General features: G+C 65.1%; 25 protein-coding genes and 3 tRNA genes. 9 read left to right on the forward strand and 19 right to left on the reverse strand.

Features of this window, described 5'->3' with window-relative positions; genetic code table 11:
* The first annotated feature begins 14 nt into the window (after positions 1-14).
* Together CAL12_RS17475 and rpsT are read left to right on the forward strand one after the other, a co-directional pair.
* Positions 15-1,052, forward strand: coding sequence for a FecR family protein (locus CAL12_RS17475; protein ID WP_086065800.1), 1,038 nt, complete (start codon positions 15-17; stop codon positions 1,050-1,052).
* A gap of 88 nt (positions 1,053-1,140) precedes the next feature.
* Positions 1,141-1,404: a 30S ribosomal protein S20 gene (gene rpsT / locus CAL12_RS17480; RefSeq protein WP_086065801.1), complete on the forward strand. Its 264-nt coding sequence runs from the start codon at positions 1,141-1,143 to the stop codon at positions 1,402-1,404.
* A 140-nt stretch (positions 1,405-1,544) separates the two neighbouring features.
* Here the strand turns inward: rpsT and garL are convergent, their stop codons facing one another.
* The 4 genes from garL to CAL12_RS17500 form a co-directional block, all read right to left on the reverse strand.
* On the reverse strand, positions 1,545-2,309 hold the full coding sequence (gene garL / locus CAL12_RS17485; RefSeq protein WP_086065802.1) for a 2-dehydro-3-deoxyglucarate aldolase: 765 nt from the start codon (positions 2,307-2,309) through the stop codon (positions 1,545-1,547).
* 84 nt (positions 2,310-2,393) lie between these two features.
* Positions 2,394-3,515: an Ldh family oxidoreductase gene (locus tag CAL12_RS17490; RefSeq protein ID WP_269768399.1), complete on the reverse strand. Its 1,122-nt coding sequence runs from the start codon at positions 3,513-3,515 to the stop codon at positions 2,394-2,396.
* A gap of 88 nt (positions 3,516-3,603) precedes the next feature.
* Positions 3,604-4,305 carry a FadR/GntR family transcriptional regulator gene (locus CAL12_RS17495; protein ID WP_086067957.1) on the reverse strand — a complete coding sequence of 234 codons (702 nt, stop codon included), beginning with the start codon at positions 4,303-4,305 and terminating at the stop codon, positions 3,604-3,606.
* A 154-nt stretch (positions 4,306-4,459) separates the two neighbouring features.
* Positions 4,460-5,389, reverse strand: a complete 930-nt coding sequence (locus tag CAL12_RS17500) for a dihydrodipicolinate synthase family protein (RefSeq protein ID WP_086065803.1) — start codon at positions 5,387-5,389, stop codon at positions 4,460-4,462.
* Positions 5,390-5,593: 204 nt separating this feature from the next.
* Between CAL12_RS17500 and CAL12_RS17505 the strand changes: the two genes are divergently transcribed.
* Together CAL12_RS17505 and CAL12_RS17510 are read left to right on the forward strand one after the other, a co-directional pair.
* On the forward strand, positions 5,594-6,565 hold the full coding sequence (locus CAL12_RS17505) for a Bug family tripartite tricarboxylate transporter substrate binding protein (protein WP_086065804.1): 972 nt from the start codon (positions 5,594-5,596) through the stop codon (positions 6,563-6,565).
* A gap of 66 nt (positions 6,566-6,631) precedes the next feature.
* The gene (locus tag CAL12_RS17510; protein WP_086065805.1) at positions 6,632-7,591 is read left to right on the forward strand and encodes a 2-hydroxyacid dehydrogenase; all 960 of its coding nucleotides are present in this window, start codon (positions 6,632-6,634) and stop codon (positions 7,589-7,591) included.
* A 23-nt stretch (positions 7,592-7,614) separates the two neighbouring features.
* Here CAL12_RS17510 and CAL12_RS17515 read toward each other — a convergent pair whose 3' ends face one another.
* A complete protein-coding gene (locus CAL12_RS17515) occupies positions 7,615-7,908 on the reverse strand; it encodes a DUF3579 domain-containing protein (protein WP_232464557.1) in 294 nt (97 codons plus the stop codon).
* Between the two features lie 271 nt (positions 7,909-8,179).
* Between CAL12_RS17515 and argF the strand changes: the two genes are divergently transcribed.
* Positions 8,180-9,121, forward strand: coding sequence for an ornithine carbamoyltransferase (argF, locus tag CAL12_RS17520; RefSeq protein WP_086065807.1), 942 nt, complete (start codon positions 8,180-8,182; stop codon positions 9,119-9,121).
* A gap of 31 nt (positions 9,122-9,152) precedes the next feature.
* Here argF and CAL12_RS17525 read toward each other — a convergent pair whose 3' ends face one another.
* Positions 9,153-9,788: a DUF4286 family protein gene (locus tag CAL12_RS17525; RefSeq protein WP_232464558.1), complete on the reverse strand. Its 636-nt coding sequence runs from the start codon at positions 9,786-9,788 to the stop codon at positions 9,153-9,155.
* A gap of 116 nt (positions 9,789-9,904) precedes the next feature.
* Here CAL12_RS17525 and argG point away from each other — a divergent pair, with 116 nt between their 5' ends.
* A complete protein-coding gene (gene argG / locus CAL12_RS17530) occupies positions 9,905-11,239 on the forward strand; it encodes an argininosuccinate synthase (protein WP_086065808.1) in 1,335 nt (444 codons plus the stop codon).
* Between the two features lie 122 nt (positions 11,240-11,361).
* On the opposite strand, the gene CAL12_RS17535 is transcribed toward argG, so the two are convergent.
* From CAL12_RS17535 to CAL12_RS17560, 6 genes are all read right to left on the reverse strand, one after another.
* Complete coding sequence (locus CAL12_RS17535; protein WP_086065809.1) at positions 11,362-13,272, reverse strand: potassium transporter Kup; 1,911 nt, start codon at positions 13,270-13,272, stop codon at positions 11,362-11,364.
* Positions 13,269-14,294 carry a sensor histidine kinase gene (locus tag CAL12_RS17540; RefSeq protein ID WP_232464918.1) on the reverse strand — a complete coding sequence of 342 codons (1,026 nt, stop codon included), beginning with the start codon at positions 14,292-14,294 and terminating at the stop codon, positions 13,269-13,271. The genes CAL12_RS17535 and CAL12_RS17540 overlap by 4 nt, the downstream gene beginning before the upstream one ends.
* Positions 14,295-14,477: 183 nt before the next feature.
* Complete coding sequence (locus CAL12_RS17545; RefSeq protein ID WP_066637933.1) at positions 14,478-15,149, reverse strand: response regulator transcription factor; 672 nt, start codon at positions 15,147-15,149, stop codon at positions 14,478-14,480.
* A 72-nt stretch (positions 15,150-15,221) separates the two neighbouring features.
* Positions 15,222-15,692 carry an ExbD/TolR family protein gene (locus CAL12_RS17550; RefSeq protein WP_086065811.1) on the reverse strand — a complete coding sequence of 157 codons (471 nt, stop codon included), beginning with the start codon at positions 15,690-15,692 and terminating at the stop codon, positions 15,222-15,224.
* Positions 15,693-16,571: a MotA/TolQ/ExbB proton channel family protein gene (locus tag CAL12_RS17555; protein WP_086065812.1), complete on the reverse strand. Its 879-nt coding sequence runs from the start codon at positions 16,569-16,571 to the stop codon at positions 15,693-15,695. It lies immediately after the preceding gene.
* Between the two features lies 1 nt (position 16,572).
* On the reverse strand, positions 16,573-17,394 hold the full coding sequence (locus CAL12_RS17560; RefSeq protein WP_086065813.1) for an energy transducer TonB: 822 nt from the start codon (positions 17,392-17,394) through the stop codon (positions 16,573-16,575).
* Between the two features lie 250 nt (positions 17,395-17,644).
* Between CAL12_RS17560 and CAL12_RS17565 the strand changes: the two genes are divergently transcribed.
* Positions 17,645-18,823 (forward strand): iron-containing alcohol dehydrogenase, encoded by a 1,179-nt coding sequence (locus CAL12_RS17565; protein WP_086065814.1) that lies wholly within the window; start codon positions 17,645-17,647, stop codon positions 18,821-18,823.
* Positions 18,824-18,839: 16 nt separating this feature from the next.
* Here CAL12_RS17565 and CAL12_RS17570 read toward each other — a convergent pair.
* From CAL12_RS17570 to rnr, 6 genes are all read right to left on the reverse strand, one after another.
* Positions 18,840-18,915: transfer RNA gene (locus tag CAL12_RS17570), tRNA-Val, on the reverse strand.
* Between the two features lie 172 nt (positions 18,916-19,087).
* Positions 19,088-19,360, reverse strand: a complete 273-nt coding sequence (locus CAL12_RS17575; protein WP_066637942.1) for an HU family DNA-binding protein — start codon at positions 19,358-19,360, stop codon at positions 19,088-19,090.
* Positions 19,361-19,611: 251 nt separating this feature from the next.
* Positions 19,612-20,292, reverse strand: coding sequence for a Fe2+-dependent dioxygenase (locus CAL12_RS17580; protein WP_086065815.1), 681 nt, complete (start codon positions 20,290-20,292; stop codon positions 19,612-19,614).
* A 15-nt stretch (positions 20,293-20,307) separates the two neighbouring features.
* Positions 20,308-21,552, reverse strand: a complete 1,245-nt coding sequence (locus CAL12_RS17585) for a cystathionine gamma-synthase family protein (protein ID WP_086065816.1) — start codon at positions 21,550-21,552, stop codon at positions 20,308-20,310.
* Positions 21,553-21,588: 36 nt separating this feature from the next.
* Positions 21,589-22,326, reverse strand: a complete 738-nt coding sequence (gene rlmB, locus CAL12_RS17590) for a 23S rRNA (guanosine(2251)-2'-O)-methyltransferase RlmB (RefSeq protein WP_086065817.1) — start codon at positions 22,324-22,326, stop codon at positions 21,589-21,591.
* A 48-nt stretch (positions 22,327-22,374) separates the two neighbouring features.
* The gene (gene rnr / locus CAL12_RS17595; protein ID WP_420042794.1) at positions 22,375-24,789 is read right to left on the reverse strand and encodes a ribonuclease R; all 2,415 of its coding nucleotides are present in this window, start codon (positions 24,787-24,789) and stop codon (positions 22,375-22,377) included.
* Between the two features lie 168 nt (positions 24,790-24,957).
* On the opposite strand from rnr, the gene CAL12_RS17600 reads away from it, so the two are divergent.
* Positions 24,958-25,042: transfer RNA gene (locus CAL12_RS17600), tRNA-Leu, on the forward strand.
* Positions 25,043-25,189: 147 nt separating this feature from the next.
* Positions 25,190-25,274, forward strand: a tRNA-Leu gene (locus CAL12_RS17605).
* Between the two features lie 190 nt (positions 25,275-25,464).
* Here the strand turns inward: CAL12_RS17605 and CAL12_RS17610 are convergent.
* On the reverse strand, positions 25,465-25,902 hold the full coding sequence (locus tag CAL12_RS17610; protein WP_086065819.1) for a GNAT family N-acetyltransferase: 438 nt from the start codon (positions 25,900-25,902) through the stop codon (positions 25,465-25,467).
* Between the last annotated feature and the right edge of the window lie 120 nt (positions 25,903-26,022).

Genomic DNA, 26,022 nt, shown 5'->3' on the forward strand with positions numbered 1-26,022 from the left:
CTTTGGAAGCCACTTTGGATCAGGACGCCACCCCGGACAAATCGACGCCCGTCGCAGACCAGGTCGTAAACTGGCTGCTGCTGCTGCGTTCGGGCCGCGCGTCGCAGTCCGACTACGCTGATTTCCTGGCATGGCGCGCGCAGAACCCCATGCACGAAAGCGCCTGGCAGCAATTGACGTCGGCGCTTGGTTCGTCCTTCGGGCGCCTCAGCGACTTCTATCCCATCGGATTTTCCACGTCGAACAGCCGGCCGCCCCTGACGCCCGCGATGGCGGCGTACCGTTCGACGCCACGTCCGGCGCTGCCACCCACGCCCGTCAACCCGGCGCGCCGCCGCTTCGTCGCCAGCGGCGCCGCCGCGGTGACCGCCGTGGTGGTGGGCTCCGCGGTGCTGAACGAAATCTATCCACTGCACAACCTGACGGCGGACGCCGCCACGGCCACGGGCGAACGACGCCTCTATATGCTCTCCGACGGCAGCCAGATGCTGCTGGATGCGCGTTCACGCGTGCAACTGGATTTCGCGGGCACCCAACGCAATGTGCGCCTGCTCGAAGGCGCGATCACCGTCTCGGTCGCCCGCGATCCCAACCGCCCCTTCGTCGTCACCACGGACCAGGGCACGGTGCGGGCGCTGGGCACGCGTTTCATGGTGCGCCAGCAGGCCAGGCGTTCGCTGGTGGTCGTGCATGAGCACGAAGTCGAAATCCAGACATTGGAAAAAACGCGCGGCGTCATCGGCGCCGGCATGGGCGCGCGCTTCGACGACGCGCGCGTGGACTCGCCCAGGGCCGAGCTGCTGGCCGACGCGGCCTGGGAAACCGGCTGGATCGCGGTTCGCAACCGCCCGCTGGCGGACGTCATTGCGGCGCTACGCCCCTACCGGGGGGGCATCCTGAGAGTATCGATGGCGGCGGGTGGCCTGCCCGTCACGGGCCAGTTCCCGCTGGATGACACCGACGCCACCCTGGACACGCTGGAACAGAACGTGCCGATCAATGTACGGCGCTACACGCCGTGGCTGGTCACCATAGACGTCGTGCAGACGTAACGCTAGGCTCGAAACCACGCGTCAGGCTTGCTTTTCGGCGCGAGCTTGCTAAAATGTTGAGCTTTGCCGAATTTCTAACTGACTCTACATGGCCAATACTGCCCAAGCCCGCAAGCGCGCCCGCCAATCGGTGGAGCGCAACAAGCACAATTCCAGCCTGCGTTCCATGCTGCGCACCGCTATCAAGCGCGTTCGCCAGGCCGTGGAAGCCGGCGACAAGACGGCTGCTGCCGCTGTGCTGCAAAAGGCGACCAGCGTGATTGACCGCGTCGCCGACAAGAACATCATCCACAAGAACAAGGCTGCTCGCCACAAGAGCCGTCTGGCTGCCGCCGTCAAGGCGCTGGCCTGATACGCCTGTTCTGATCGGATAGCCGCCCCTTCGTTGGGGTGGTGCCGGCCTACGCGCAAGATCCGCAGCGCCGCCGGTCTCCATCGGCAAAAAGAAAAGGACGCCAGCAAGGCGTCCTTTTTTGTTCCAGCCACGCCGCCCTATCGAAACGCGTCCCGCAACGCGAAGGTCGCCTGCTTGAACACGCCCAGGTCGGTACCGACGGCCACGAAGTGCATCCCCATGTCCAGATACCGTTTCGCGTCCGCCGGGACCGGGGCGAGTATGCCGACGGCCTTGCCGTGGGCGCTGGCGCGTTCGTACAGATGGCGAATGGCGGCCTGGACTTCGGGATGCGATGGATTGCCGATATGCCCCAACGCCGCCGCCAGATCCGAAGGGCCGATGAAAATCCCATCCACACCTTCGACGGCGGCAATATCGTCGACCGCTTCGATGCCCGGGCGGCTTTCTATCTGCAGCAGCACGCAGATATTCTCGTTGATCGATTGCAGATAGTCCGGCACCGTGCCGAATCGGTTGCTGCGTTGCAGGCCGGCTACGCCGCGCATGCCGGCCGGCGGGTAGCGAGTAGCGGCCACCGCGCGGCGCGCCTCGTCCGCGGATTCGATGAAGGGAATCAGCAGGTTGTAGAAGCCTATGTCCAGCAGCCGCTTGATCTCCACGGGATCGTTGATCGTCGGCCGCCCCACGGGCGCCGATTCGCTGCCCTGCAAGGCTTGCAACTGCTGCAGGAACATGGGCACGTCATTGGGCGAATGCTCGCCGTCCAGCAGCAGCCAATCATAGCCGGCCAGCCCGGCCAGTTCGGCGGTGATGTGGCTGGCCATGCTCATCCAGAAACCGATGACGGTCTCGCGGGCAAGGATGCGCTGGCGAAAGCGATTGGGTATGGGTGAGGTCATCCTGGTCTTCCTGATAGTGCCGGCCGCGCGAGCGCTACGCCGTGGATACCGGCGCGCGCCGCCGGCGGAGAGGGTCTTCCTTCATCAGCCTTGTACCGACGGCTCCAGCACGTAGCCGACGCCGCACCGCTGGCAGATGTCGCGCAGCCGCGTGTCCAGGGCCGGTGGGATCGGTATGCCGTGCGCTTCGCGATGGATACGTGCCTGCGCTTCCGGTTCGCCGGCCACCAGCACCGGCACGTCGGGCCGAGCCCGCGGCGTGTCATGCATCGCGTCGATCATGTCATCCAGGTCCGCCTCGAAGGATCCGGCATCGCGGAACGCATCCGGATTCAAGGCCAGGAAAAAATGCCCGATGTTGTCCGGATCGCGCGGGCCGCGGCGCCTGGCATGCAGCGCCGCGAAGCCGCTGCCGCTCAGCGTCGAGCCCAGGATCTGCGCCATCATCGCCAGGCCATATCCCTTGTGGCTGCTCATGGCCGGCGTGCCGCCCAACGGCGTGAGCCCGCCTTCCGGGTGCGTGAAAATATAGGCCATGGCCTGCGCCGCATCCGTGACCGGCTCGCCGCGCCCGTCGATCGCCCAGCCTGGCGGCAGCGCCTTGCCATTGAAGTCGTACACCTTGACCTTGTTGGCGGCCACCGTGGTCGTCGCCATATCGAGCACGAAGGGCTCGTTCTGCGCCGCCGGCGCGGCGAAGGCGATGGGGTTGGTGCCCAACATGGGCATGGCGCCGCCGGTCGGCACCATGATGATGCCGTTGGCGCTGCTGGTCACCAGTCCCACGACGCCACGCCGCACGGCGATGCGGGCGTAGACGCCGGCCGCGCCGAAGTGGTGGGAGTTGCGCACGGCCACCGCGCCCACGCCATGGCTCAACGCCTTGTCGACCGCCAGGTGCATGGCCTGCGCGGCCACGGGATAACCCAGTCCGCCCATGCCATCCAGCAAGGCGGACGCCACGCCATCGCGCACAAGCCTTGGACGCGCGTCGATCGCCAGCGTGCCCGCTCGCACTTTGTCCTCATAACTGGGCAGCATGGAAATACCGTGCGAATCGATACCCAGAACATCGGTTTCGGCCATCAGCGCCGCGGCGGTATCCGCCAGGTCGGGCTGCATGCCCCAGGCTGTCAGCACCAGCACGATCTGCTCGCGTACCGATCGCGGCGAGGCACGGAAGCCTGCCGTTTGTTCGCTTGCCACTCCTTGTCTCCTCTCTTATGGTGCAGCGTTCGCAAGGACCGCCGCCGATTCCGCTGGCCGCTGGCCGCGGGCCCCGGGCCCCGGGCCTTCAATCGCGTTCGCGATCCACCAGGCGATGGCGCGCCTGTCCCAGGTGAAACTGCATGGCGGTGCGCGCGCGCTCGCCGTCCTGCTCGCGTATGGCGGCGAGGATGCTCGCGTGTTCGTCCATCACGCGCTCCGCGCGCTGCCGTGAACCGGTGCGCGTCAGGTTCAGCGACAAGCGCATGAAGCCCTGGATGGATTCATGGATCGTTTCCAGCACGCCAGGGAAGAAATCGTTGCCGCTGGCTTCGGCGATGCTGGCATGGAAGGCCAGGTCGAGCTGCGCGGACACCTGGCCTTGTGCCAAGCCGTCGGCGAAAGCCTTGTGTGCCTCGACGATCCTCTTCAACTGTTCGTCGGTGCGGCGCAGCGCCGCCAGGCGCGCGGCGTCGCCTTCCAGCGCGACCCGTACCTCCTGCGCGCGCAGGTAAGCGCCGACGTTCTGTACGTCGCCAAAGGTCTTGAGGCGCGGCGCGGGCTGATGGATGACGAAGGTGCCCAGGCCCTGATACGCGCTGACCAGTCCGTCGGCCCGCAACCTGAGCAGCGCTTCGCGCACGACCGGGCGCGACACGCCGAACTGTTCGCAGATTTCATGCTCGGACGGCAGCTTGTCGCCAACATTGAGATCGCCCGATGCGATGCGATCGAATATCTGTCCGTACAGCTGGTCGCCCAGGCGCACGCGTTGGCCGCGATCCAGCATACGCGCGCTATCGATACCCACGACGACATCGACCTGACGAGCGCCGTCCGCATCGTGCGGACGTTGTTTGATGGACACGTCGCTCTCCTTTTGATCCAGAACCCATCGTACGCCATCGCCCGTGCCGGCGGCCGTGGAATCCTCGGCCGATCGATCAGGCCGCGAGCGCATCGCGATCGCGGGCCAGCAAGGCGCGCGCGACAGGCGCCACGCGTTCGCGCTCGGCCGGGGTCAGGCCGGTCAGCAAGGGCAACATCGGGCCCATATCGGCAACGCCCGCGAGCGTGACCGCATCGTGCAGGACACGGATGGGGCTGATGGCATCGCGGCAATCCTCCAGCGGCATATAGGCGGCCCGCACCCGTTCGGCTTCCGGCAAGCGGCCCTGCTGCAGCAGCCGCAGCAGTTGCATGGAGCCGCGTGGGGCGATGCACACCGAACCCGACGTGAAGCTTTGCAGTCCGAAGTCACGGCAGTGAACGATGGCCGGCCGCTCGCCAATGCCGCTGACCACGAGTCTTCGATCGACCGCCTTCAGCAAGGCGGACAGATAGGGATCCTGCAGCGGGTCCTGCCGCACCACCGCGTACTTGACGGCCGCGATGCGGCCTTCTTCGACCAGGCGTCCCAGCGTCGACGGCGCAATGTAGTCGGACGCCTTGATATACACCACCACCGGGCGCGATATGGTGTCGCTGAAGCGGCGCACACCATCTGCCAGGCCCGCGTCCGTATAGGGAAAGGACATGGGCAGCAGCATAGCCGTCGGAAAGTCGCGCGCCTTCAGGATGGCGGCCTGGTCCATCAACTTGCCATAGTCGGGGCCCGCCGAAGGCAGGATCCAGGTGTCCGGGCCAGCCTGTTCCGCCAGGAAATCCAGGATGCGCGCGTACTCGCTGACCGCCACGTTATAGAAGTTCGCATTACCGCCGTACATGATGCTGCGTACGCCGCCGTCTTCCAGATGCCGCAGCAGGGCCTTGTTCGCATGCGCATTCAGGCTGAGATCGGCGTCGCGGGCAAGCGGGGGTACCGCGATCACCGAACGACGCAGGTCGTCCACCGTTACTGGCGTGGTCTTCATGGTGCTACTCCTCTGGCGTAGAAATAGGCGGGTACGGCAACGCAATGGCGCCCGGGCCTCCGCTGTGCGGGCAGTATACTTGGTTGACATATAGCGGTCCAATACATATAGTTGTTTTACAAGCAGGTAGTCGGACAACTGACAAAAGTGAAGCCGCGGCTCGCTGCGGACATCGACGACTTCACCATAAACCGGAGACAACCCATGACCTCGCCCTTGCGCGCCATCGCGGCGGCCGCCGCCCTTGCGCTTGCCGCTGCCCTTCCCGCCGCCGCCAAGTATCCCGACAAACCGGTCACCGTCATCGTCCCCTTCGTCCCAGGCGGATCCTCGGACATCACGGCGCGCGCCGTCCTGCCGGGCATGAACAAGCTGCTCGGCCAGACCTTCCTGGTCGAAAACAAGCCCGGCGCCAATGGCTCGATCGGCGCCCAGGCGCTGGCGCGCGCAACGCCGGACGGCTACACGATGATGGTCGGTTCCATCGGCACCTTCGCGATCAACCAGGCGCTGTACAAAGACTTGTCGTACAACCCAAGCAAGGACTTCAAATTCCTGACGATGGCGGTGCGCAATCCCAACGTGCTGGTGGCATCGCCCAACTTTCCCGCCGCGAGCGTGGCCGAGCTGATCGCTTACGCCAGGAAGAATCCGGGCGCGGTGTCCTACGCGTCGTCCGGCACCGGCTCGTCGGATCACCTGTCGGCGGTGCTGTTCCGCCAGAAAACCGATACTTCGGGGGTCGACGTCCCTTACCGAGGCGGCGGCGCGGCCATCAGCGACCTGATGGGCAATCAGGTGAATGTCTCGTTCCAGAACCTGGGCGCCGTGCTCAATCACATCAAGGCCGGCAAGCTCAAGGCCCTGGCGACGACAGGCGACCAGCGTATCCCGGACCTGCCCGACGTCCCGACGATGGCGCAGGCAGGCGTGAAGGACATGATCGTGTACTCCTGGCAGGGTTTCGCGGTGCCCGCCGCGACGCCGGCCGACATCGTGAGCCAGTTGTCCGACAGCCTGCGCAAAACGCTGCGGGATCCCGGGGTGGAAAAAACACTGCATGGCCTGGGCTTCGAAGTCGTCGCCGACAGCCCCGAGGCCTTCACGAAATTCCAGCAGGCCGAGGTCAAGCGCTGGCAGGACGTGATCGCCAAGAGCAATATCAAGTTGGAGTAAATTAGCCGCTCCCGCTTCCAGGCGCCCGGCGACTAGCGGACCGGGCGTCCCCATCGGACGTACTCAATGACCACCAAGCATCGCATCATCCAGGTCGGCTCGTATGCCGGCTCTCCCACCGCGAACGCACGGCTCGCGCAGGATTACGACGTCGTCGAGCTGTGGAAGTATCCGGACAGGAAGGCCGCCCTGGCCGAACACGGCAAGGGTGTGGATGTGCTGGTCACCTCCGCCAATTTCGGCTGCACGGCGGAGATGATCGACGCCCTGCCGGACCTGAAGGCGATATGCAGCTGGGGGGTCGGCTACGAAACGATAGACATCCAGGCCGCGCAACGCCGCGGCGTGCAGGTCAGCAATACGCCTGACGTACTGACCGACTGCGTTGCCGATCTGGCCTGGGGCCTGATGATCGCCTCCGCCCGCCGCATCGCCTACGGCGATCGCTTCGTACGCACCGGGGGATGGGGCCAGGTACATGGAAGCATTCCGCTGGGCAGCCGGGTCAGCGGCAAAAAACTGGGCATCGTCGGCCTGGGCCGCATCGGCCAGGCCATCGCCAGGCGCGGTGCCGGCTTCGACATGGACGTGCGGTATCACAGCCGCAACAAACGCGACGACGTCCCCTACGCGTACGAAGCCTCGCTGGTGGAGCTGGCGCGATGGGCCGATTTCCTGGTCGTGGCCACGGTGGGCGGCCCCGGCACGCGCCACCTGATTTCGCGGGAAGTCCTGGAAGCGCTGGGTCCGCAAGGCACCATCATCAATATCGCGCGGGGCCCGGTCATCGATGAAACCGCGCTGGTCGAAGCGCTTCAATCCGGCAAGCTCGGCAGCGCGGCGCTCGACGTGTTCGAGCATGAGCCCAAGGTCCCGGATGCGCTGAAGGCAAACGACAACGTGGTGCTGCTACCTCATATCGGCAGTGCGACGTACGAGACGCGCCGGGAGATGGAGAACCTGATGATCGAGAATCTGCAGGCTTACCTGCGGACCGGCAAGGTGATCACGCCCGTGACGGAATAAGCATCGGGACGGCGGAATCCCCATCACGACGGATGGGCGATTTCGCGTTCCTCGGTTTTCAGCCGGTTGTCCTTGGCAAAGTCCATGACGAACTTCCAGGCCAGGGGTTCGAGATCGCGCAGGCGTTCGTCCACGACGACGCTGCTGTGGCCATCGATGATGACGGGCAACACGTAGGGCGAATAATAAAGCGGGCTGGCGGGCGCACTGCCCGGGGGCCGGAATTGCGCCATGACGCCGGCCAGCCGCTCGGCCCAATCACTGGGTCGAAAGCGCTGGCCTTCTTCCGTAACACCGAGGATAACGATTTGTCGCACGCGGAATACCGTTGGTTCTGCTGTCGGCGACGGGCGCGGCGCGCCGTCAGGTGACCAGCCGCGACACCCGGGTCGCGATGCCGATTGTATATGATTGATGCTTGGCAGCATTGTATTCGGCCAATCGCCTCGCGGTCGAACAGCTGGCATTCTTGCGGTTTTCCCGCGCTTTTCCACGCATCTCCGCCGTGACCGTCGTTTTTTAAAAAAGAACGGGCATAATGAGGCGCCCCGCCGCCAGTGGGCGGGACCAACGATGTGCAGACCGACCATGACAACAGCAAGCACCCAGAACGGCCCCCTGCGCCACTTCCTGCAGTTCCGTGATTTTTCCGCCGCTGAAATCGACTACGTGCTGGATCGCGCTCGCCTGATCAAGGACAAGTTCAAGCGCTACGAACCGCACATGACGCTGCACGATCGCACGCTCGCCATGGTGTTCGAAAAGGCCAGCACGCGCACGCGCGTGTCCTTCGAGGCCGGCATGTACCAACTGGGCGGATCGGTCATCAACCTGACGTCCAACGATTCCCAGCTCGGGCGCGCGGAACCGATCGAGGACACCGCGCGCGTCATTTCGCGCATGGTCGACATCGTCATGATCCGCACCTTCGAGCAGACCCGCATCGAACGGTTCGCCTCGCATTCCCGCGTACCGGTCATCAATGGCCTGACCAACGAATATCATCCCTGCCAGATCCTGGCCGACATCTTCACCTATGTGGAACACCGCGGCCCCATCCGCGGCAAGACCGTGGCCTGGGTGGGCGATGCCAACAATATGTCGTACACGTGGCTGCAGGCCGCGGAAATGCTGGGCTTCACGCTGCATGTGTCGACGCCTTCGGGATACGAACTCGACCCCGTGCGCATCGGCACCCCGCCGGCGACGGTGCTGCGGCAGTTCAAGGACCCCATGGAAGCCTGCCGCGGCGCTCACCTGGTCACGACCGATGTCTGGACCAGCATGGGCTATGAGGCTGAAAACGAACAGCGCCGCGCGGCCTTCGCCGACTGGTGCGTGGACGCCGACATGATGGCCGTGGCCGCGTCCGATGCGGTCTTCATGCACTGCCTGCCGGCGCACCGGGGCGAGGAAGTCACCGGCGACGTCATCGACGGCCCGCAAAGCGTGGTCTGGGACGAGGCGGAAAACCGACTGCACGTGCAGAAGGCCCTGATGGAATTCCTGCTGCTGGGCCGCCTGTCCTGATGCGGCGGCCCAGGCTGCCCGCCCAGCCGGCCTAGCTTGCGATCGCCCTGAACATGGTTCGCTTGGTATTGCGAAACGAGGGCCGCACGCGGTCGCTCCACGCGCTGGCCCGGACCGCCAGCCAAGGCGGACTTCCGAAGGTTTCACGCGTTTCCAGGTCATAGCAGGCGTGGTAGCGGGGCGAGCCCTCGTCGCACGCGAAGCGCTCCGCGCGCACCGTGCCGGGGACGCCGGCCAGGCCGGGCAGGTGCTCCTTGTCGTACCAATCGTTCAGATCCTGGTCCGCCTCGGGCAGCACGTCGGTCTCCACGATGTAGTGCCACGGCGCGGCCTTGCCCGCCGACGCGCCCGGGATATCCGACACCCTGCGCAGCCACTGAGCCGCGGCGTCCGGAAATGCACGCCGCGCGCGGGCCAGCAACGCCGCGCCAGGCCCGCGTCCCTGCGCGGACAAACGGCAGTACACGTAGGTTTCTTCGGTATCCACGCCTGCGTAGCCCTGCACGGCGAGCGGCCCATCGGCGGCACCCGCCCCCAGTTCGCCCGCCAGCGCGGCCAGTTGCGCGCCGGTCAGGCGGCGGCCGGCCAGCTTCAGCAGCAACACATCGGTCGATGTCCCCGGAATCGCCGTCGATCCGTCCGGTGCGCCCTGCGATAGATGTTCCATGCCTTCCTCGCGGAAAAAGTGCCATGTTGGCGCAAGACCGGCCTGACGGCAACGCCCGTCTCGCCGGCGCCAAAAGCGGTAAAATCACGGGTTTTCTCCACCCAGGCGACACCGTAATGGCAACCATCCTTCAGCACATCCCCGTCGGCCAGAAGGTCGGCATCGCGTTTTCAGGCGGGCTGGACACCAGCGCCGCGCTTCACTGGATGCGCGAAAAAGGCGCGGTGCCCTTTGCCTATACCGCCAACCTGGGCCAGCCGGACGAACCCGACTACGACGAAATCCCGCGCCGGGCCATGCAGTACGGCGCCGAAAAGGCCCGCCTGGTGGATTGCCGCAGCCAGCTCGTGGCCGAAGGCATCGCCGCGCTGCAAAGCGGCGCCTTCCACATTTCCACCGCCGGCATCACGTATTTCAATACGACCCCGATCGGCCGCGCCGTCACGGGCACCATGCTGGTGGCCGCGATGAAGGAAGACAACGTCAATATCTGGGGCGACGGCAGCACGTTCAAGGGCAACGACATCGAGCGCTTCTATCGCTACGGCCTGCTCACCAATCCCGAACTCAAGATCTACAAGCCCTGGCTGGACCAGGCCTTCATCGATGAGCTGGGCGGCCGCGCCGAGATGTCGGAGTACATGCGCCAGTCCGGCTTCGAATACCGCATGTCGGCGGAAAAGGCGTATTCCACCGACTCGAACATGCTGGGCGCCACGCACGAAGCCAAGGACCTGGAACACCTGAATTCGGGCATCCGCATCGTGCAGCCCATCATGGGTGTCGCCTTCTGGCGCGACGACGTCGACGTCAAGCGCGAGGAAGTCAGCGTGCGTTTCGTCGAAGGCCGCCCGGTGGCGCTGAACGGCGTGGAGTACAACGACCCGGTTGCGCTGATGCTGGAAGCCAACCGCATCGGCGGGCGCCATGGCCTGGGCATGAGCGACCAGATCGAGAACCGCATCATCGAAGCCAAGAGCCGCGGCATCTACGAAGCCCCGGGCATGGCCTTGCTGTTCATCGCCTACGAGCGCCTGGTCACCGGCATCCACAACGAAGACACCATCGAGCAGTATCGCGAAAATGGCCGCAAGCTCGGCCGCCTGCTGTACCAGGGCCGCTGGTTCGACCCGCAGGCCATCATGCTGCGCGAAACGGCCCAGCGCTGGGTGGCTCGCGCCGTCACCGGCGAAGTCACGATCGAGCTGCGCCGTGGGAACGACTACTCCATCGTCAATACCGAATCGGAAAACCTGACCTACAAGCCCGAGCGCCTGACCATGGAAAAAGGCGAATCCGTGTTCTCGCCGCAGGATCGCATCGGCCAGCTGACCATGCGCAACCTGGATATCGTCGATACGCGCGACAAGCTGTTTACCTACGTCAAGGCCGGCCTGCTGGCTCCGTCCCCGGGCGCCGCACTGCCGCAGCTGAAAGACGAAAAAAAATAAGCCCACCTCCGAAGCGCTGCGCGCTTCCCCCTCAAGGGGGCGACACCGGCGGACCGGCGAAGGGCTGGCCGCCCGCCCGGATCCGCGGGTGTCCCGATCCGAGGACACCCGTATCCTCGACGCTAGAGTTCTACCTGCATGCCCATTTCCACCACGCGGTTCGGCGGAATCTTGAAGAACTTGGTGCTGCGGGTGGAGTTGCGCGCCATGAAGGCGAACACCGCGCGGCGCCAGCCACGCATGGCCGGCCGCTTGGCGGCCACCACGGTCTGCCGCGAAAGATAATAGGACGTGCGCATCGGCTCCAGGTCGACTTCCGGATACGCCTCGGCCACTTCCCGCAACGCGTCCGGAACGTCGGGCTCTTCCTTGAAGCCGTAGGTCAACACTGCCTGCCAGCTGGAAGCGCTGAGCTTGGTCAGCGAGAACCGTTCTTCCGGCGACACATAAGGCACGTCCGCACTGCGTATCGTCAGGAACACGACATGGTCGTGCAGCACCTTGTTGTGCTTCAGGTTGTGCAGCAGCGCGGGAGGCACATTGCCCGGATTCATCGTCATGAATATGGCGGTGCCATGCACACGCGCGGGCGGGAACTGCTCCAGCTGCTCCATGAATTCGCCGAGCGGCTGCCGGTCGCGCTTTTGCTGCTGGCTGAGCAGATAACGGCCGCGCCGCCACGTCATCATCAGCATAAACACGACGATACCGACCAGCAGCGGCAGCCAGCCGCCTTCGTGCACTTTCAGCGCATTGGCCGAAAACAGCAGCAGGTCGAACACCAGAAGGAAACCCAGTATGGCCCACCACATCGCGCGGCGCGGTCCGCTGACGGCGGCGCGCGACATCAGCGACAGCAGCAACACGGACGTGGTCAGCATGGTGCCCGTCACGGCGAAGCCATATGCCGCCGCCAGGTTGTCGGAGCTGCGGAACACCACCACCAGCACCAGCACCGCGACCAGCAGCAGCGCGTTGACCTGCGGCAGGTAGATCTGGCCTTTTTCGATCGCGGAGGTGTGCAGGATTTCCATGCGCGGCCAGTAGCCCAGCTGGACGGCCTGGCGCGTCATCGAATAGGCGCCGGAAATGACTGCCTGCGATGCGATGATCGTGGCCACGGTCGCCAGGCACACCAGTGGCACGACACCCCACTCCGGCGCGAGCAGGAAGAAAGGATTGGCGATCGCCTTGGGATCGCGCAGCAGCAGCGCGCCCTGGCCGAAATAGCACAGCGTCAGTGCGGGCGCGACCATCCAGAACCAGGCGCGGCGGATGGCGCCGCGGCCGAAATGCCCCATATCGGCATACAGCGCTTCCGCGCCGGTCAAGGCCAGCACCACCGATCCCAGCAGCACGAAACTGGCGCGCGGCGATTCGATCACGAAGTTCAGGCCCCACATCGGGTTCAAGGCGTGCAGGATGGCCGGCGTCTGGATGATCTGCCATGCCCCCAGCACCGCCAGCGTGGCGAACCACAATCCCATGATGGGGCCGAACAATTTACCCATCACGCCCGTGCCGTGCGACTGGACCATGAACAGGCCGATCAGCACGACCAGCGACAAGGGCACCACCCAATGTTCGAAGCGGTGCGAGACGACGCTGATGCCTTCCAGCGCGGACAGCACCGAAATCGCCGGTGTGATCATGCTGTCGCCGTAGAACAAGGCCGCGCCGAAAATCGCCAGGGCGATCAATAGCACCCTCACCTTCCCCTGCCTGCCGCGTATGGCCAGCTCCAGCAGGGCCAGCGTGCCGCCTTCGCCCCGGTTGTCGGCCCGCAACACCAACGTGACGTACTTGAACGACACCACCAGCATCAGCATCCAGAACAGGATGGAGAGCACGCCCAGCACGTGGGCGGGCTGCAGGTCGCCATACCCCACCAGGCACTGGCGTAGGGTATAGAGCGGGCTGGTGCCGATATCGCCGTAGACGACCCCCAGCGCCCCTATCATCAAGGCGGCCTTGGAGGAAGGCACGGTGTGCGGCGCCGCCAGGTTGGGCGCGCTTGCGGTTCCGGTCGTCATACGTGAATGTCGTGTCGGGTCAATTGAGCGCCTTTGCGAGGACCGGGAAACACCACGGTCAGGCGCGTGCCCGGAAATTCGGGGCGGCTGGAAAGCTTCCACCACGCGCCGTGCGCGTGTGCGATTTCGCGGACGATGGCCAGGCCCAGGCCGGAACCGCCCGCGGTCGCGGCGGGCGATCGGTAGAACGCTTCGAACACCCGGTCCTGGTCCTCGACCGGGATGCCCGGCCCGTCGTCCATGACGGTCAGGCTGGGCGGGTTGCTGCCCACAGTCAGCGTGATTCGCCCGCCGGGCGGGCCGTAACGCAGGGCATTGTCGATGAGATTGCCCAGCAGTTCATCCAGCAGCAGCGGATCGGCGTCGACCCAGACCGGCACCTCCGGCGCATTCAGGTCCAGTTCAAATTGGGCGGCGCGTACCCGCGGTATCCATTCCGCCCCGCTGGCGCGCACCCATTCGCACAGGTCGATCCGCACGAAGCTGTCCTGCGGACGGGCATTGGGATCGGCACGGGCCAGTACCAGCAACTGTTGTCCCAGGCGGATCATGCGATCGCTGACGGCCTTGATACGTTCGGCGCGGGCGCGCACGTCGTCCGGCAACGGCCGGGCGAGCATCAATTCCGATTCCAGGCGCAGCCCGCTCAAGGGCGTGCGCAGCTGATGCGCGGCGTGGCCGATGAAGCGGCGCTGCGCCGCCAGGGACGAATCCAGGCGCGCGAGCAGATCGTTGGTATGCAGTACCAAGGGCTCCATTTCGGCCGGGACGCCGGCGACCTCCAGCGGCTGCATATCGTCGATCGAGCGCTGCCGGATCTCTTCCGACAGCAGGTTGACGGACCGCAGCCCGGACCGCACACCATGGACGACCACCCAGGCAAACAGCGACATCAGGATGATCTGGCCGACGACCATCAGCAGGAAGAAATCTTCCAGCTCCCAGAGGGTCATGTCGATCTTGTGCGTCATGACCCATGTCAGGGCCAGGTCCAGCAAGACGAGCAGCAGGATGGCGGGCAGCAGCCGCACGACCAAGTAACGCGCGAGCGATCCCCGGGGAAGAAGCAGACCAGACTGGAACGAGCGCTGGATTTGCGGGCTGCTACGGGTACGGTCGGACGGGATATCCACGGTCATGTTCGTAGGCAAACCCGGCCGGAAGACCCCGCCCGGGCTTCTTGGTCACCGCGCGGAAGCCGGCTTTCAGGCCGCTTCCACATCCAGCAGGTAGCCGAAGCCGCGCACGGTTTGAATACTGGCGCCCGTGCCTTCCAGCCGCTTGCGCAGGCGGTACACGTAGACTTCCACCGCGTTTTCGCTGAAATCGGCGTCCCAGGCGGACAAGGAATTGACGATCTGCCGCTTGGTGACGACGCGACCGACACGCGCCATCAGCATTTCCAGGACGGAAAGTTCACGCACGGAAAGCGACAGGCGTTCGCCGTGGACGCGGACTTCGCGCCCGACGGTATCGAAAACCAGGGGGCCGACTTCGATCAGCGGCTGCGCCTGCCCGCTGCGCCGTCGGAAGAAGGCTCGCACCCGGGCGGCCAGTTCGGGCAGTTCGAAGGGCTTGGTGACGTAGTCGTCCGCCCCCGCGTCCAGCCCGGCCACGCGGTCTTCCAGACCGTCACGCGCCGTGAGTATAAGCACCGGTACCTGGTTGCCGTCCGCCCGCAGTTGGCGCAGGACGTCCAGGCCACTCATGCCGGGAAGGTTGAGATCGAGCAGAAGCAGATCGTAAGGTTGGCCCGCCAGGGCGCCCAGAACCTTGTCGCCGTCGGTGAGCCAATCGACCGCATACCCCTGGTCGGCCAGAAACTCCTGCAGCGCATGGCCCAGGGTTGTGTCGTCTTCGATTACGAGTACTCGCATGGCGCGATTCTAGCGCGATCCGACCCGCAACGCGTCAAGGTTCCGGGCCGGCGATACGAAAAATTTCGTCAATCAACGGGCGGGCGCCGCCGCCGCGCCCTGGGCGGGGGCGCCTGCCGGCGTGGCCGGCGCGGGGGTGGTCACGAAACCGATACGGCCCAAGCCGGAACGGCGCGCCGCGCCCATGACCTTCGCCAGGGTTTCGTAGCGGGTATTCAGGTCGGCCCGGATGCGAAGCTCAGGCTGAGGCTGCCCGCCGGCAGCCGCCGCGAAGCGATTCGCCAGCTCCGCTTCCAGGACCGGCTGATCGTCCCAGAACAGCTGACCATTGGCGTCGATCGCCAGATCGATGGTCTTGGGCTCTTCCTTGACCGGTTCTGCGCTGACCTGCGGCATATTGATCCGGATCGAATGGGCCAGCAGCGGCGCGGTAATGATGAAGATCACCAGCAGCACCAGCATCACGTCGATCAGCGGCACCATGTTGATTTCCGACATCGCGTGCCCGCCGGAACCCTTGTTGTCGAATCCGCCGAAAGCCATTTACTCGCTCCCACGCACGGGATGCGCGCCGGTGCGGCGCATCGCCCGAACCTTGCCGTCCGACAGGGCCACCTGCTGACCCGTGGTCAGGAAGGCGAACAGATCGTGCGCGAAGGCGTCAAGCCGGGACAGGAAAACGCGGTTCTTGCGCACGAAAGCGTTATAGGCCAGCACCGCCGGAATCGCCACCGCCAGGCCCAGGCCGGTCATGATCAGCGCCTCGCCCACCGGGCCGGCGATACGGTTGATGGTGACCCCATCGGCCATGCCGATGCCCACCAGGGCGTGGTAGACGCCCCACACCGTGCCGAACAGGCCGACGAAAGGCGCGGTGGACCCTACCGAAGCCAGTACCGTCAGGCCGTTTTCGAGCTTGGCGGTTTCTTCGTCGATCACCTTGCGCATCGTGCGCGTCACGAACTCGCCGTTGGAACCCGCCTCGGAAAGCGTCACGGCGCCGTACTTCGCATGGTGCGCCTGCGCGTGCATGGCGTGGGAGGCCAGGTGCGAGAACGGGTCGCGCGCACCGTGCGTGGCGATTTCGTTTTCGACCTGCTCCAGCGAACTGGAGCTCCAGAACTTGTTCAGGAAATCTCGCGAACGCCTGCGGATCATGGCGCTGTTGATCGCCTTGACGACGATCAGGTACCAGGTGATCAAGGACATCAGCAGCAGGATGACGAACAGCGTCTTGCCGACGACATCGCTCTGCGCGACGAAATGCATGATGCCCATGTCGGGCGTCGGCAGCGGCGCGGCCGCCCCCTGCATGGCCGGCGCCTGCAGCGCCGTCCCGGCGGCCTGCCCGGCGCCGGGGGCAGCCGGCGCGGCGGGCGTGGCCTGCGCCAGCACCATGGCGATGTGGTGTGCGATGGACATCTCAGTTCCTTATATTGAAATCGAACGGAATACGTGCCTGGACCGTATAGGCGACGCCGTTGCGCGTGTAGGGCTTGAATCGGACGCGGCGTACGGCGTCGAGCGCGGCTTCGTCCAATCGGGGGAAACCGGAAGACGACACGACCGTCGCTCTTTCGATCACGCCCTGGGGATTGACGACCACCAGCACCGTCACCCGGCCTTCTTCCCGGCGCCGCTTCGACGCCATGGGATAGACCGCGGACGGCCCCGCTCCCAGGTACTCGATATTGGAGACGGTCTCGGGCTGATCGCGCGGCGGCCCCTGGCGCGGGGCCTGGGTCGTCGTGGCCCCATCGGGCGCGCCGGTGGGCGGCACAGGCGGTGCCGGCGGCTGCTCCACGGGCTTGGGCGGCGGCGTCTCCTTTACCGGCTGAGGCTTCGGCTTGGGCTGTGGCTTGGGCTTGGGTTTGGGCTTGGGCGCGGGCTCGACCGGCTTTTCGATAACGGGCTCGGGCTCCGGTTCGGGCTCGGCTTTTTCCGGTGGGGTCGGGTCCGGTTCGGGTTGGGGCTGGACCTGCGGCTCCGGCGGCGTGGGTGGCTGGACCTCGGGCTTGGGCGGTTCGGGGGTCTCGGGCGCCTTCGCAACCTGCGGGATAGGCGCTTCCACCACGCTGACCATGATGGGCTGGCTTTCCGGCGGAAGCGGCACCACTTCCTGGGTCGACAGCATGGCTCCCGCGACCACGGCATGCACGGCCACCACGACGATTCCCGCTCCCAGCCTGACGCCCAGGGAAGAATTCGACGATGTGGACCAACTGCTTCGTTTGTTGCTAGGCATGAACCAGCCCGATGCCCTGTCTTGAGTTGAACCGCGAGCCGCCGACGGCATGCGCGGCTCGGAATGAGTCCGACATGCTATCTCAAATAGGAATTATTCGCAAAATCATTCGAGCCTGTGGGACCAGGCTTAGGGAGGGCCTCTGGATCGGCACGTTCCGAAGACCTGCGATAAATTGAGGCCGGCATGGTGAAGCAGACACGGGCTAGCGCGCATACCGACGCGTCGCACCCACCGGCCGGAGACAATGATGATGACCTTCACTTTCAACACGGTGCCCAGCATCCATGCGGAATACGGCGCCGCGCGGCGCCTGGGCCAGATCCTGCGCGAGCGCTTCCCGGCCGCCGCGCGCATCGCCGTGATCACCGACGCGTTCCTGCATCGCAGCGGCCTGCTGCGGCCGGCGCTGGACAGCCTGGCCGCGCATGGCTGGGAGGTGACGGTGGTGGACGACGTGGTGGCGGATCCGCCCGAACACGTGGTGCTGGCCAGCGCACGACGCGTACGCGACAGTAGTGCCCAGGTCGTGCTGGGATTGGGCGGTGGCTCGTCGATGGATGTGGCCAAGCTGATCGCGGTGCTGAACGGCAGCGAGCAGCCGCTGCAAGCAATGTATGGCGTGGGCAACGTGCAAGGCCCCCGCCTGCCGCTGGTGCTGATGCCAACGACGGCGGGAACCGGCTCGGAAGCCACGGCCGTATCCATCGTGACCACCGGCGAAACCACGAAGAGCGGTGTGGTCTCGCCCGTGCTGTATCCGGATCTGGCGCTGCTGGATGCCGAACTGACCATCGGCCTGCCCGCCGCCATCACGGCGGCCACCGGCATAGACGCCATGGTGCACGCCATCGAGGCCTATACGTCGGCGCGCCTGAAGAACCCGCTGTCGGACATGCTGGCCGCCCAGGCGCTGCGACTGCTGAGCGAAAACCTGATCACGGCTTGCGAACAGCCGGACAATGGCGCGGCGCGTGAGGCCATGCTGCTGGGCGCCACGCTGGCCGGCCAGGCGTTCTCGAACGCGCCCGTTGCCGCCGTGCATGCGCTGGCCTACCCGCTGGGCGGCCATTTCCACGTGCCGCACGGCCATTCCAATGCGCTGGTGCTGATACCGGTGCTGCGCTTCAATGCGCAGGCCGCGACGCCGCTGTACGCGGAGCTGGCCGACATGGTGACGCCGGGTGCGGCCGTGGCATCCGGAACGCCCGCGGACATCGCGAAGGCGAAGACCGAAGCCTTTATCACGCACCTGGATGGATTGATCGACCGTACAGGCATCGAGCGCCGCCTGCGCGACGTCGGCGTCACCGCCGCCGACCTGCCTCGCCTGGCCTCCGACGCGATGCTGCAACAGCGCCTGCTGGTGAACAACCCGCGGCCGCTGCAAGAGGCGGACGCATTGGCGATCTATGAGGCGACGCTGTAGGGGGACTGGCTTGAAGTGGTGGGTGCTGAGGGGTTCGAACCCCCGACCTACGCCTTGTAAGGGCGCCGCTCTACCAGCTGAGCTAAGCACCCCGTATCGAGTGGGGCCACTCTTGATGCCATCGCGGAGCCAGCCGCGAAGCGCAAATTATAGCGATCGCCCGGCAAGGCCGCAAACGAGTCATCCGCAACAACGCACGCGGCCGCTGCCTGCCATGCGTTCAGTGATATCCGTGCCGCCGGGCGATCATGATCGAGTAATCGATCAGTTGACTGCGTCCTTCAGGGCCTTGCCGGCGCGGAACTTCGGCACCTTGGCCTTTTTGATTTTGATGCTTTCGCCGGTGCGCGGATTGCGACCGGTACGTGCTGCACGGGACGACACGGCAAACGTGCCGAAACCAACCAATGTTACGGTGCCGCCCTTCTTCAACGTCGACTTCACTGCGCCGATCAAGGCGTCGAGCGAACGGCCCGCGGCCGCCTTCGAAATATCGGCCTTGCTGGCGATGTGGTCGATGAGCTCAGTTTTGTTCATGCAGGATTACCCCTCACAGGTATGGTGCCTTGGGGACCGCGCGGCGGCCGGCAAGACATTCGAACGACTTCTTCTTGAACGGTTTGCATGACAAACCGCGACGCTTAAATTGCTACGCCGCCCATGATCCTGCCGGCGTTGACGCGGGCAAACCAGGAGCGACGTAGAGGCGTATTAGGCACCGGCGACACAAGGCTGTCAAGAAAAAATCGGCCGAAAACCCGCGTAGTTACTTGCTTTGCGTCGCGATGCTACACGTCGACCCAGCGACGCAGCAGATTGTGATAAACGCCAGTCAATTGCACCAGCGAAGGATGTTCCTTGACGTCCTGCGTCAGCCTTTGAATGGCGACATCCAGCTCAAGCAACAGCGACCGCTGCGCGTCCTCGCGCACCAGGCTCTGCAGCCAGAAGAAGGAACTGATGCGCGCGCCACGCGTCACCGCGTTGACGCGATGCAGGCTGGTGCCTGGATAAAGCACCATATGGCCCGCCGGCAGCTTGACGCTGCGCGGGCCGTAGACGTCATCGACGACCAGCTCGCCACCGTCGTAACTATCGGGCTCGGACAGGAACAGCGTCGCCGACAGATCGGTGCGCACGCGATCCGCGCTGCCCGGAATCGGCCGCACCGCATTATCGACGTGATAGCCGAAATTCTCGCCGCCTTCATAACGGTTGAACAACGGTGGGAAGATCTTGCGTGGCAAGGCGGCCGCCATGAACAGCGGGTTGCGCGCCAGCCGCTGCAGGACCAGATTGCCCATCTCCTGCGCCAGCGGATCGTTCTCCGGCAACTGGCGGTTCTGCTTGACCTGCGCCGACTGGTGGCCGGCGGTGACCTTGCCATCGACCCAACTGGCGGCTTCGAGCCGCCGCCGCATTTCCGCGGCCTCGGCACTGGTGAAGACTTCGGAGATTTGAATCAGCATTGCGGAGCTCCTGGCTCAGGTGTTCATACAGGCTCGCAGCGCCTGATCGAAATCACCCAGCAGGTCTTCTTCGTCCTCGATGCCAACCGATACGCGTATGAAGCTGTCGGCGATGCCCATCTGGGCGCGCCGCTGCGCGCCCATTTCGTAATAGATGGTGTGAGCAGCGGGCAAGGCCAGGGTCCGGGTATCGCCCAGGTGCGTCGCCAGGATGACGACCCGCAGGCGATTGAGGAATTCGAAGCAATCGATGCCGTCCACCAGCTCCACGCCCATCAAGGCACCGAAGCAGCCATCGAACAGCTCCGCCGCGCGCGCATGCTGCGGGTGCGACGGCAAGCCCGGATAGAACACCTTGGCCACGCCGGGATGAGCCTCCAGCATGCGCGCCAGCGCCAGCGCGTTGTCGCAGTGCTTGCGCATACGCAGGGCCAATGTTTCGGAACCGACCGCGATGCGATGCGCGGCGTCGGCCGCCAAGGTGCCGCCCATGTCGCGCAGCCCTTTTTTCTTGATCTGCAGCAATCCCCAGCCGGTCGGCGGGCCCTTGCGATAGGATTCGAAGATATTCGGATAGCCGGACCAGTCGAACAGGCCCGTGTCGGTGATCGTGCCGCCCAGCGCATTGCCATGGCCACCGATGTACTTCGACAGCGAATTCATGACCAGCGATGCCTGCACGTCCATGCCGCGCAGCATCCATGGCGACGTCAAGGTATTGTCGAGCAGATAGACCAGCCCGCGCTCGCGGCACAGCGTGCCGATGGCGACCAGGTCGGCGACCTGCGTGCCCGGGTTGGCGATGGTCTCGACGAACACCATGCGCGTATTGGGACGCAACGCCGCCTTCACCTGCTCGGCGTCGGTGGCGTCGACGAAGGTAATCTCCACGCCGAGCTCGACCAGCGTTCCGAACAGGCTGTTGGTATTGCCGAAGATGAATTGGCTGGACACCAGATGGTCGCCCGCGCGCAGCAACGTCGTGAAGACCGCCGCCAGCGCCGCCATGCCGGTGGCGAAACTGACGCTCGCCACGCCTTTTTCCATCTTGGTGACGCGGGACTCGAGCGCCGCCGTGGTGGGCGTGCCCTGCCGCGCATACGTATAGCCGGCCTTGCCCTGGAACACCGCCGCCAGCTCACGCGCATCGGCATAGCCGTACTCCGAAGACACATGGATAGGCTTGTGGACGGCCCCGTGCTCGACGTCATCGCGCCGATCGGAATGAAGAATGGTGGTGGTGAAGCCGGATTTATCCATGATCGCGCGCGCCGAATTCGGGGAAGACCGGGGATTTTACCCCTGGCGCTGGCGCACGGTTTCGTACAGGCAGACGGCGCTTGCCACGCTGACGTTCAAGCTTTCCACCGAGCCCAGCATCGGTATGTGCACGAGCTCGTCGCAGGTTTCGCGCGTCAGCCGACGCATGCCCTCGCCTTCCGCGCCCATCACCCAGGCCATGGGCCGGCGCGCATCCACGCCGTGCATGGGCGTGGTGGCCTGGTCGTCGGTACCGACCAGCCACACGTCACGATCCTTCAAGGCCCGCATGGAGCGCGCCAGGTTGGTGACCATGATGTACGGCACCGTATCCGCCGCGCCGCAGGCGACACGCTGCACGGTCGCGTTCAGGCCGACCGCGCGGTCGCGCGGCGCGAGGACGGCATGCACGCCGGCGGCGTCCGCCGTACGCAGGCAGGCGCCCAGATTGTGGGGGTCCGTCACGCCATCCAGCACCAGCAGGAATGCGGGCTCTTCAATGACGTCCAGCACGTCGTCGATGTCCGCGGCCAACTGGGCAGGCTCGGCCAGGGCGACGACGCCCTGGTGCCGGGTGCCGCGCGCCAGGCCTTCCAGCCGCTCCACCGGCACCGGGTGGACCTTGCAGCCAGCCTGTCCGGCCTGCTCCACCAGCGACGCCATGCGTTTATCGCGCCGCGAGGCTTCGACGTAAATTTCCTTGATCGAGGACGGCGCGTGGCGCAGGCGCGCCACCACCGCGTGGAACCCTGCCAGAACCTGGGTCGACGCCATGAAAATACCTCTCTTGTAACTACCCGCCCGGCTCGGGCGGGACCATGCTCAGCGGCGCTTGCGGGCGGCCGATTGGGTGGAAGCCTGCGCCTGCCGCGCAGCGACGCGGTCGGCTTTCTTGGCTTCCGCGCGCCGCACCTTGGCGGTCTGGCCCTTCAGGGCCTTGGGCTTGGCGCCCGCGGCCTTCTTGATGCGGCGAGGCGGTTCTTCCGGCCCGCGTTGCGCGGCCTTGCGCAGCGACTCGAAGCTGGTGCCCTTGACCAGCCGGAACTCGATACGGCGGGCTTCCAGGTCGACGCGCGCCACCTGCACCTGGACCTTGTCGGTCAGGCGGTAGCGCATGCCGGTACGTTCGCCGCGCAGCTCGTGCAGCGCGTCGTTGAACTGGAAGTACTCGCCGCCCAGTTCCGATACGTGGACCAGGCCTTCCACATGGAGCGTATCCAGCGTGACGAAGATGCCGAAGCTGGCCACGCCCGTGACCGTGCCGCTGAAGTCTTCGCCGACGCGTTCCTTGACGAACCAGCATTTCAGCCAGGCTTCCACGTCGCGCGAGGCATCGTCGGCGCGGCGCTCGCTGGACGAAAGCAACAAGCCGAGCTTTTCCCAGATGGCATGCTCGTGTTCCTTGTGGGCACGGCCGATCACCACGGGCTCGTCGTGCAGCGATGGCACGTAGCGCTGGCCCGCCAGCAAGGCCTTGATGACGCGATGGGTCAGCAGGTCCGGATAACGCCGGATGGGCGAGGTGAAATGCGTATACGCCGGATAGGCCAATCCGAAATGGCCGACGTTCTCCGGGCTGTACATGGCCTGCTGCATCGAGCGCAGGCACATGGTCTGCAGCAGCGGATAATCGGGACGCCCTCGCACGCTGTCGAGGAATTCGCCGTAGTCCTTGGCCGTCGGCGTGTCGCCGCCGCCCAGCGTCAATCCCAGCGTGCGCAGGAATTCGCGCAGCGATTGCAAGCGATCGGGCGTGGGACCTTCATGGATGCGGTACAGGCCGGGATGCTTGCTCCGTTCCATGAAATCCGCGGCGCAGGTGTTCGCCGCCAGCATGCATTCTTCGATGAGCTTGTGCGCATCGTTGCGCACGACGCCGACGATCTGCTCGATGCGGCCCAGCTCGTTGCATACGATCTTGGTTTCCACCGTATCGAAATCGATGGCGCCGCGCTTGCGCCGCGCCTGCGCCAGCAACTGGTACAACTCGTACAGGTTCTGGACCTGCGGCATGACGCCCGCCATCGCGGCCGCCGTCGGGCCGCCGGGCTGCTGCAGCGCGGACCAGATATTGGTATAGGTGGTGCGCGCATGCGAATGCATGACGGCGTTGTAGAACTGATAGGCGGTAACCGTGCCGGCCTTGGCGCCGCTGGCGGGGATGACCATGTCGCAGACCAGCACCAGCCGGTCGACCTGCGGATTCAGCGAACAGAGGCCGTTGGACAGGGTCTCCGGCAGCATGGGAATGACACGCCGGGGGAAATACACGCTGGTGCCGCGTTCGAGCGCGTCGTCGTCCAGCGCGTCGTTGGGGCGTACGTAATGGCTGACGTCGGCAATGGCCACCAGCAGGCGCCAGGCCGGCCGCTTGCGCTGCCCCGAACCGAGCTCGACGGCTTCGCAATACACCGCGTCGTCGAAATCGCGCGCGTCCTCGCCGTCGATCGTGATGAGCGGGACGTCGCGCAGATCCACGCGGTCTTTCAGATCCGTTTTGCGTACGGCATCCGGCAGGCGGGCCGCCTGCTTGCGCGCGGCTTCGGTGAATTCGACCGGCACGTCGAACTTGCGCACCGCGATTTCGATTTCCATGCCGGGATCGTCGATCTCGCCCAGGACTTCGGCGACGCGCCCCAGGGGCTGCGTGTGCCGCGTCGGCTGCTCGATGATCTCGACCGACACCACCTGGCCATGTTGCGCGCCATTGGTATCGCTCGGCGGGATCAGGATGTCGTGCTTGATGCGCTGGTCTTCCGGCACGACGATGGACAGGCCATGCTCATGCAGAAAACGACCCACCAGCTTGTTGGTGCGGCGTTCGATGACTTCGACGATGGTGCCATCGGGCTTGCCGCGATACTCGCCACTGGGCTTGACCAGCACGCGATCGCCGTGCAGCACCTTGAGCATTTCGCGCGGTGAAAGGAAGATATCCGGTCCGCCATCGTCGCGGACCAGGAAGCCGAAGCCGTCCCGGTGCCCCTGCACCCTGCCCGCCACGAAGTCCAGCTTGGTGGCCAGCAACAGCACGCCCTTGCGATTCGGCAGCAGCTGGCCGTCGCGCTCCATGGCGGCCAGGCGGCGATCGAAACCGACGGCGGTCTCAGGCCGGGTGACACCCATGCGCTCCGCGAGTTCCGCCGGCGATAAGGGCGCACCGGCGGAGCGCAAGGCGCGCAGTATGGCTTCGCGGCTAGGGACGTCGGGATCGAAATCGGGTGGCGCCTCTGGCACGACCGTGGGTCTGTTCTTGTTAGCGGCGTCGTCGCTCGATCGTTTTGCCAAAGTCGAAATTCCTGTTTATAATGCGCAGCTTCTGTGTTTCACAGATACGGTTTTTGCAAAGCGCTTCGGCTTCCAGCCTGGTACTGTGCAAAAGCGGTATTCTAACGAAAATACAGTGCCCAGGTGGCGGAATTGGTAGACGCGCATGGTTCAGGTCCATGTGCCGCAAGGTGTGGAGGTTCGAGTCCTCTCCTGGGCACCACGAATTCGCAAACCCCCGATGTGGAAACGCATCGGGGGTTTTGTTTTTCCGCCCAGGCTTTTCCCGTCGACTTGCGGCGCATGGAAAAAGTGTGCATAATCGCGCCTCTTCGTTGCCACGGTGTTTGATTGGCAGCGTATGAATCGGGCCCAGGTGGCGGAATTGGTAGACGCGCATGGTTCAGGTCCATGTGCCGCAAGGTGTGGAGGTTCGAGTCCTCTCCTGGGCACCACCCCGATCTCGAGTAGTCACGGCGGAAACGTCGTGATGATCGGATCAAGGATCGACAGCGATCGATTCGGAAAGTCAGAAAGACCAGAAGTTCGAATATTTGAGTATTCGAATGGCAGTCCGAGAACCCCGTAGACATATGTTCACGGGGTTTTTTGTTGCCTGCCGCACCCTGGCGGGTGCAAGCCTGCTCAGGCGGAAAGCGTCCTGACCATGGCCACGTGCGGAATACCTGCCTCCATGAACTCGTCGCCCTCCACCACGAAGCCCTGGCCTTCATAGAAGCCCCGTGCATGGGTCTGCGCGTTCAGCATCAGTTTGCGGTGGCCGCCTGCTCGCGCCGCCTCCACCAGGGCCTGCAACAGGCGCGCGCCCACGCCCATGCCTCGCGCACGGCGGTGCACCGCCATGCGGCCGATATGGCCATCGGGCAGCAGCCGGCCTGTACCGAGCGCCGCCCCGTCCGCGTCGTAGGCCAGCGCGTGCACGCAAACCGCGTCGTATTCGTCCATCTCTATTTCCGGCGGCACATTCTGCTCGACGACGAATACCGCGTGGCGCACCGCGCCGGCATCGTCCCGCAGACGCGTCCAATCGCCGACGACGACGGTGATCGATGGCTGGCTCATACTGCTTTCCTTCCTGCAAACAAAACCCTGATTTTCGCCAGCGCCGGGCGTCGAGGCAAATCGCACGACGGTGCCAGACCGCCCGGTGGCTTTAGAATGGGCTCCTTTTTTCACCGATAT

The sequence above is a fragment of the Bordetella genomosp. 8 genome (assembly GCF_002119685.1).
Taxonomy (GTDB): domain Bacteria; phylum Pseudomonadota; class Gammaproteobacteria; order Burkholderiales; family Burkholderiaceae_B; genus Bordetella_C.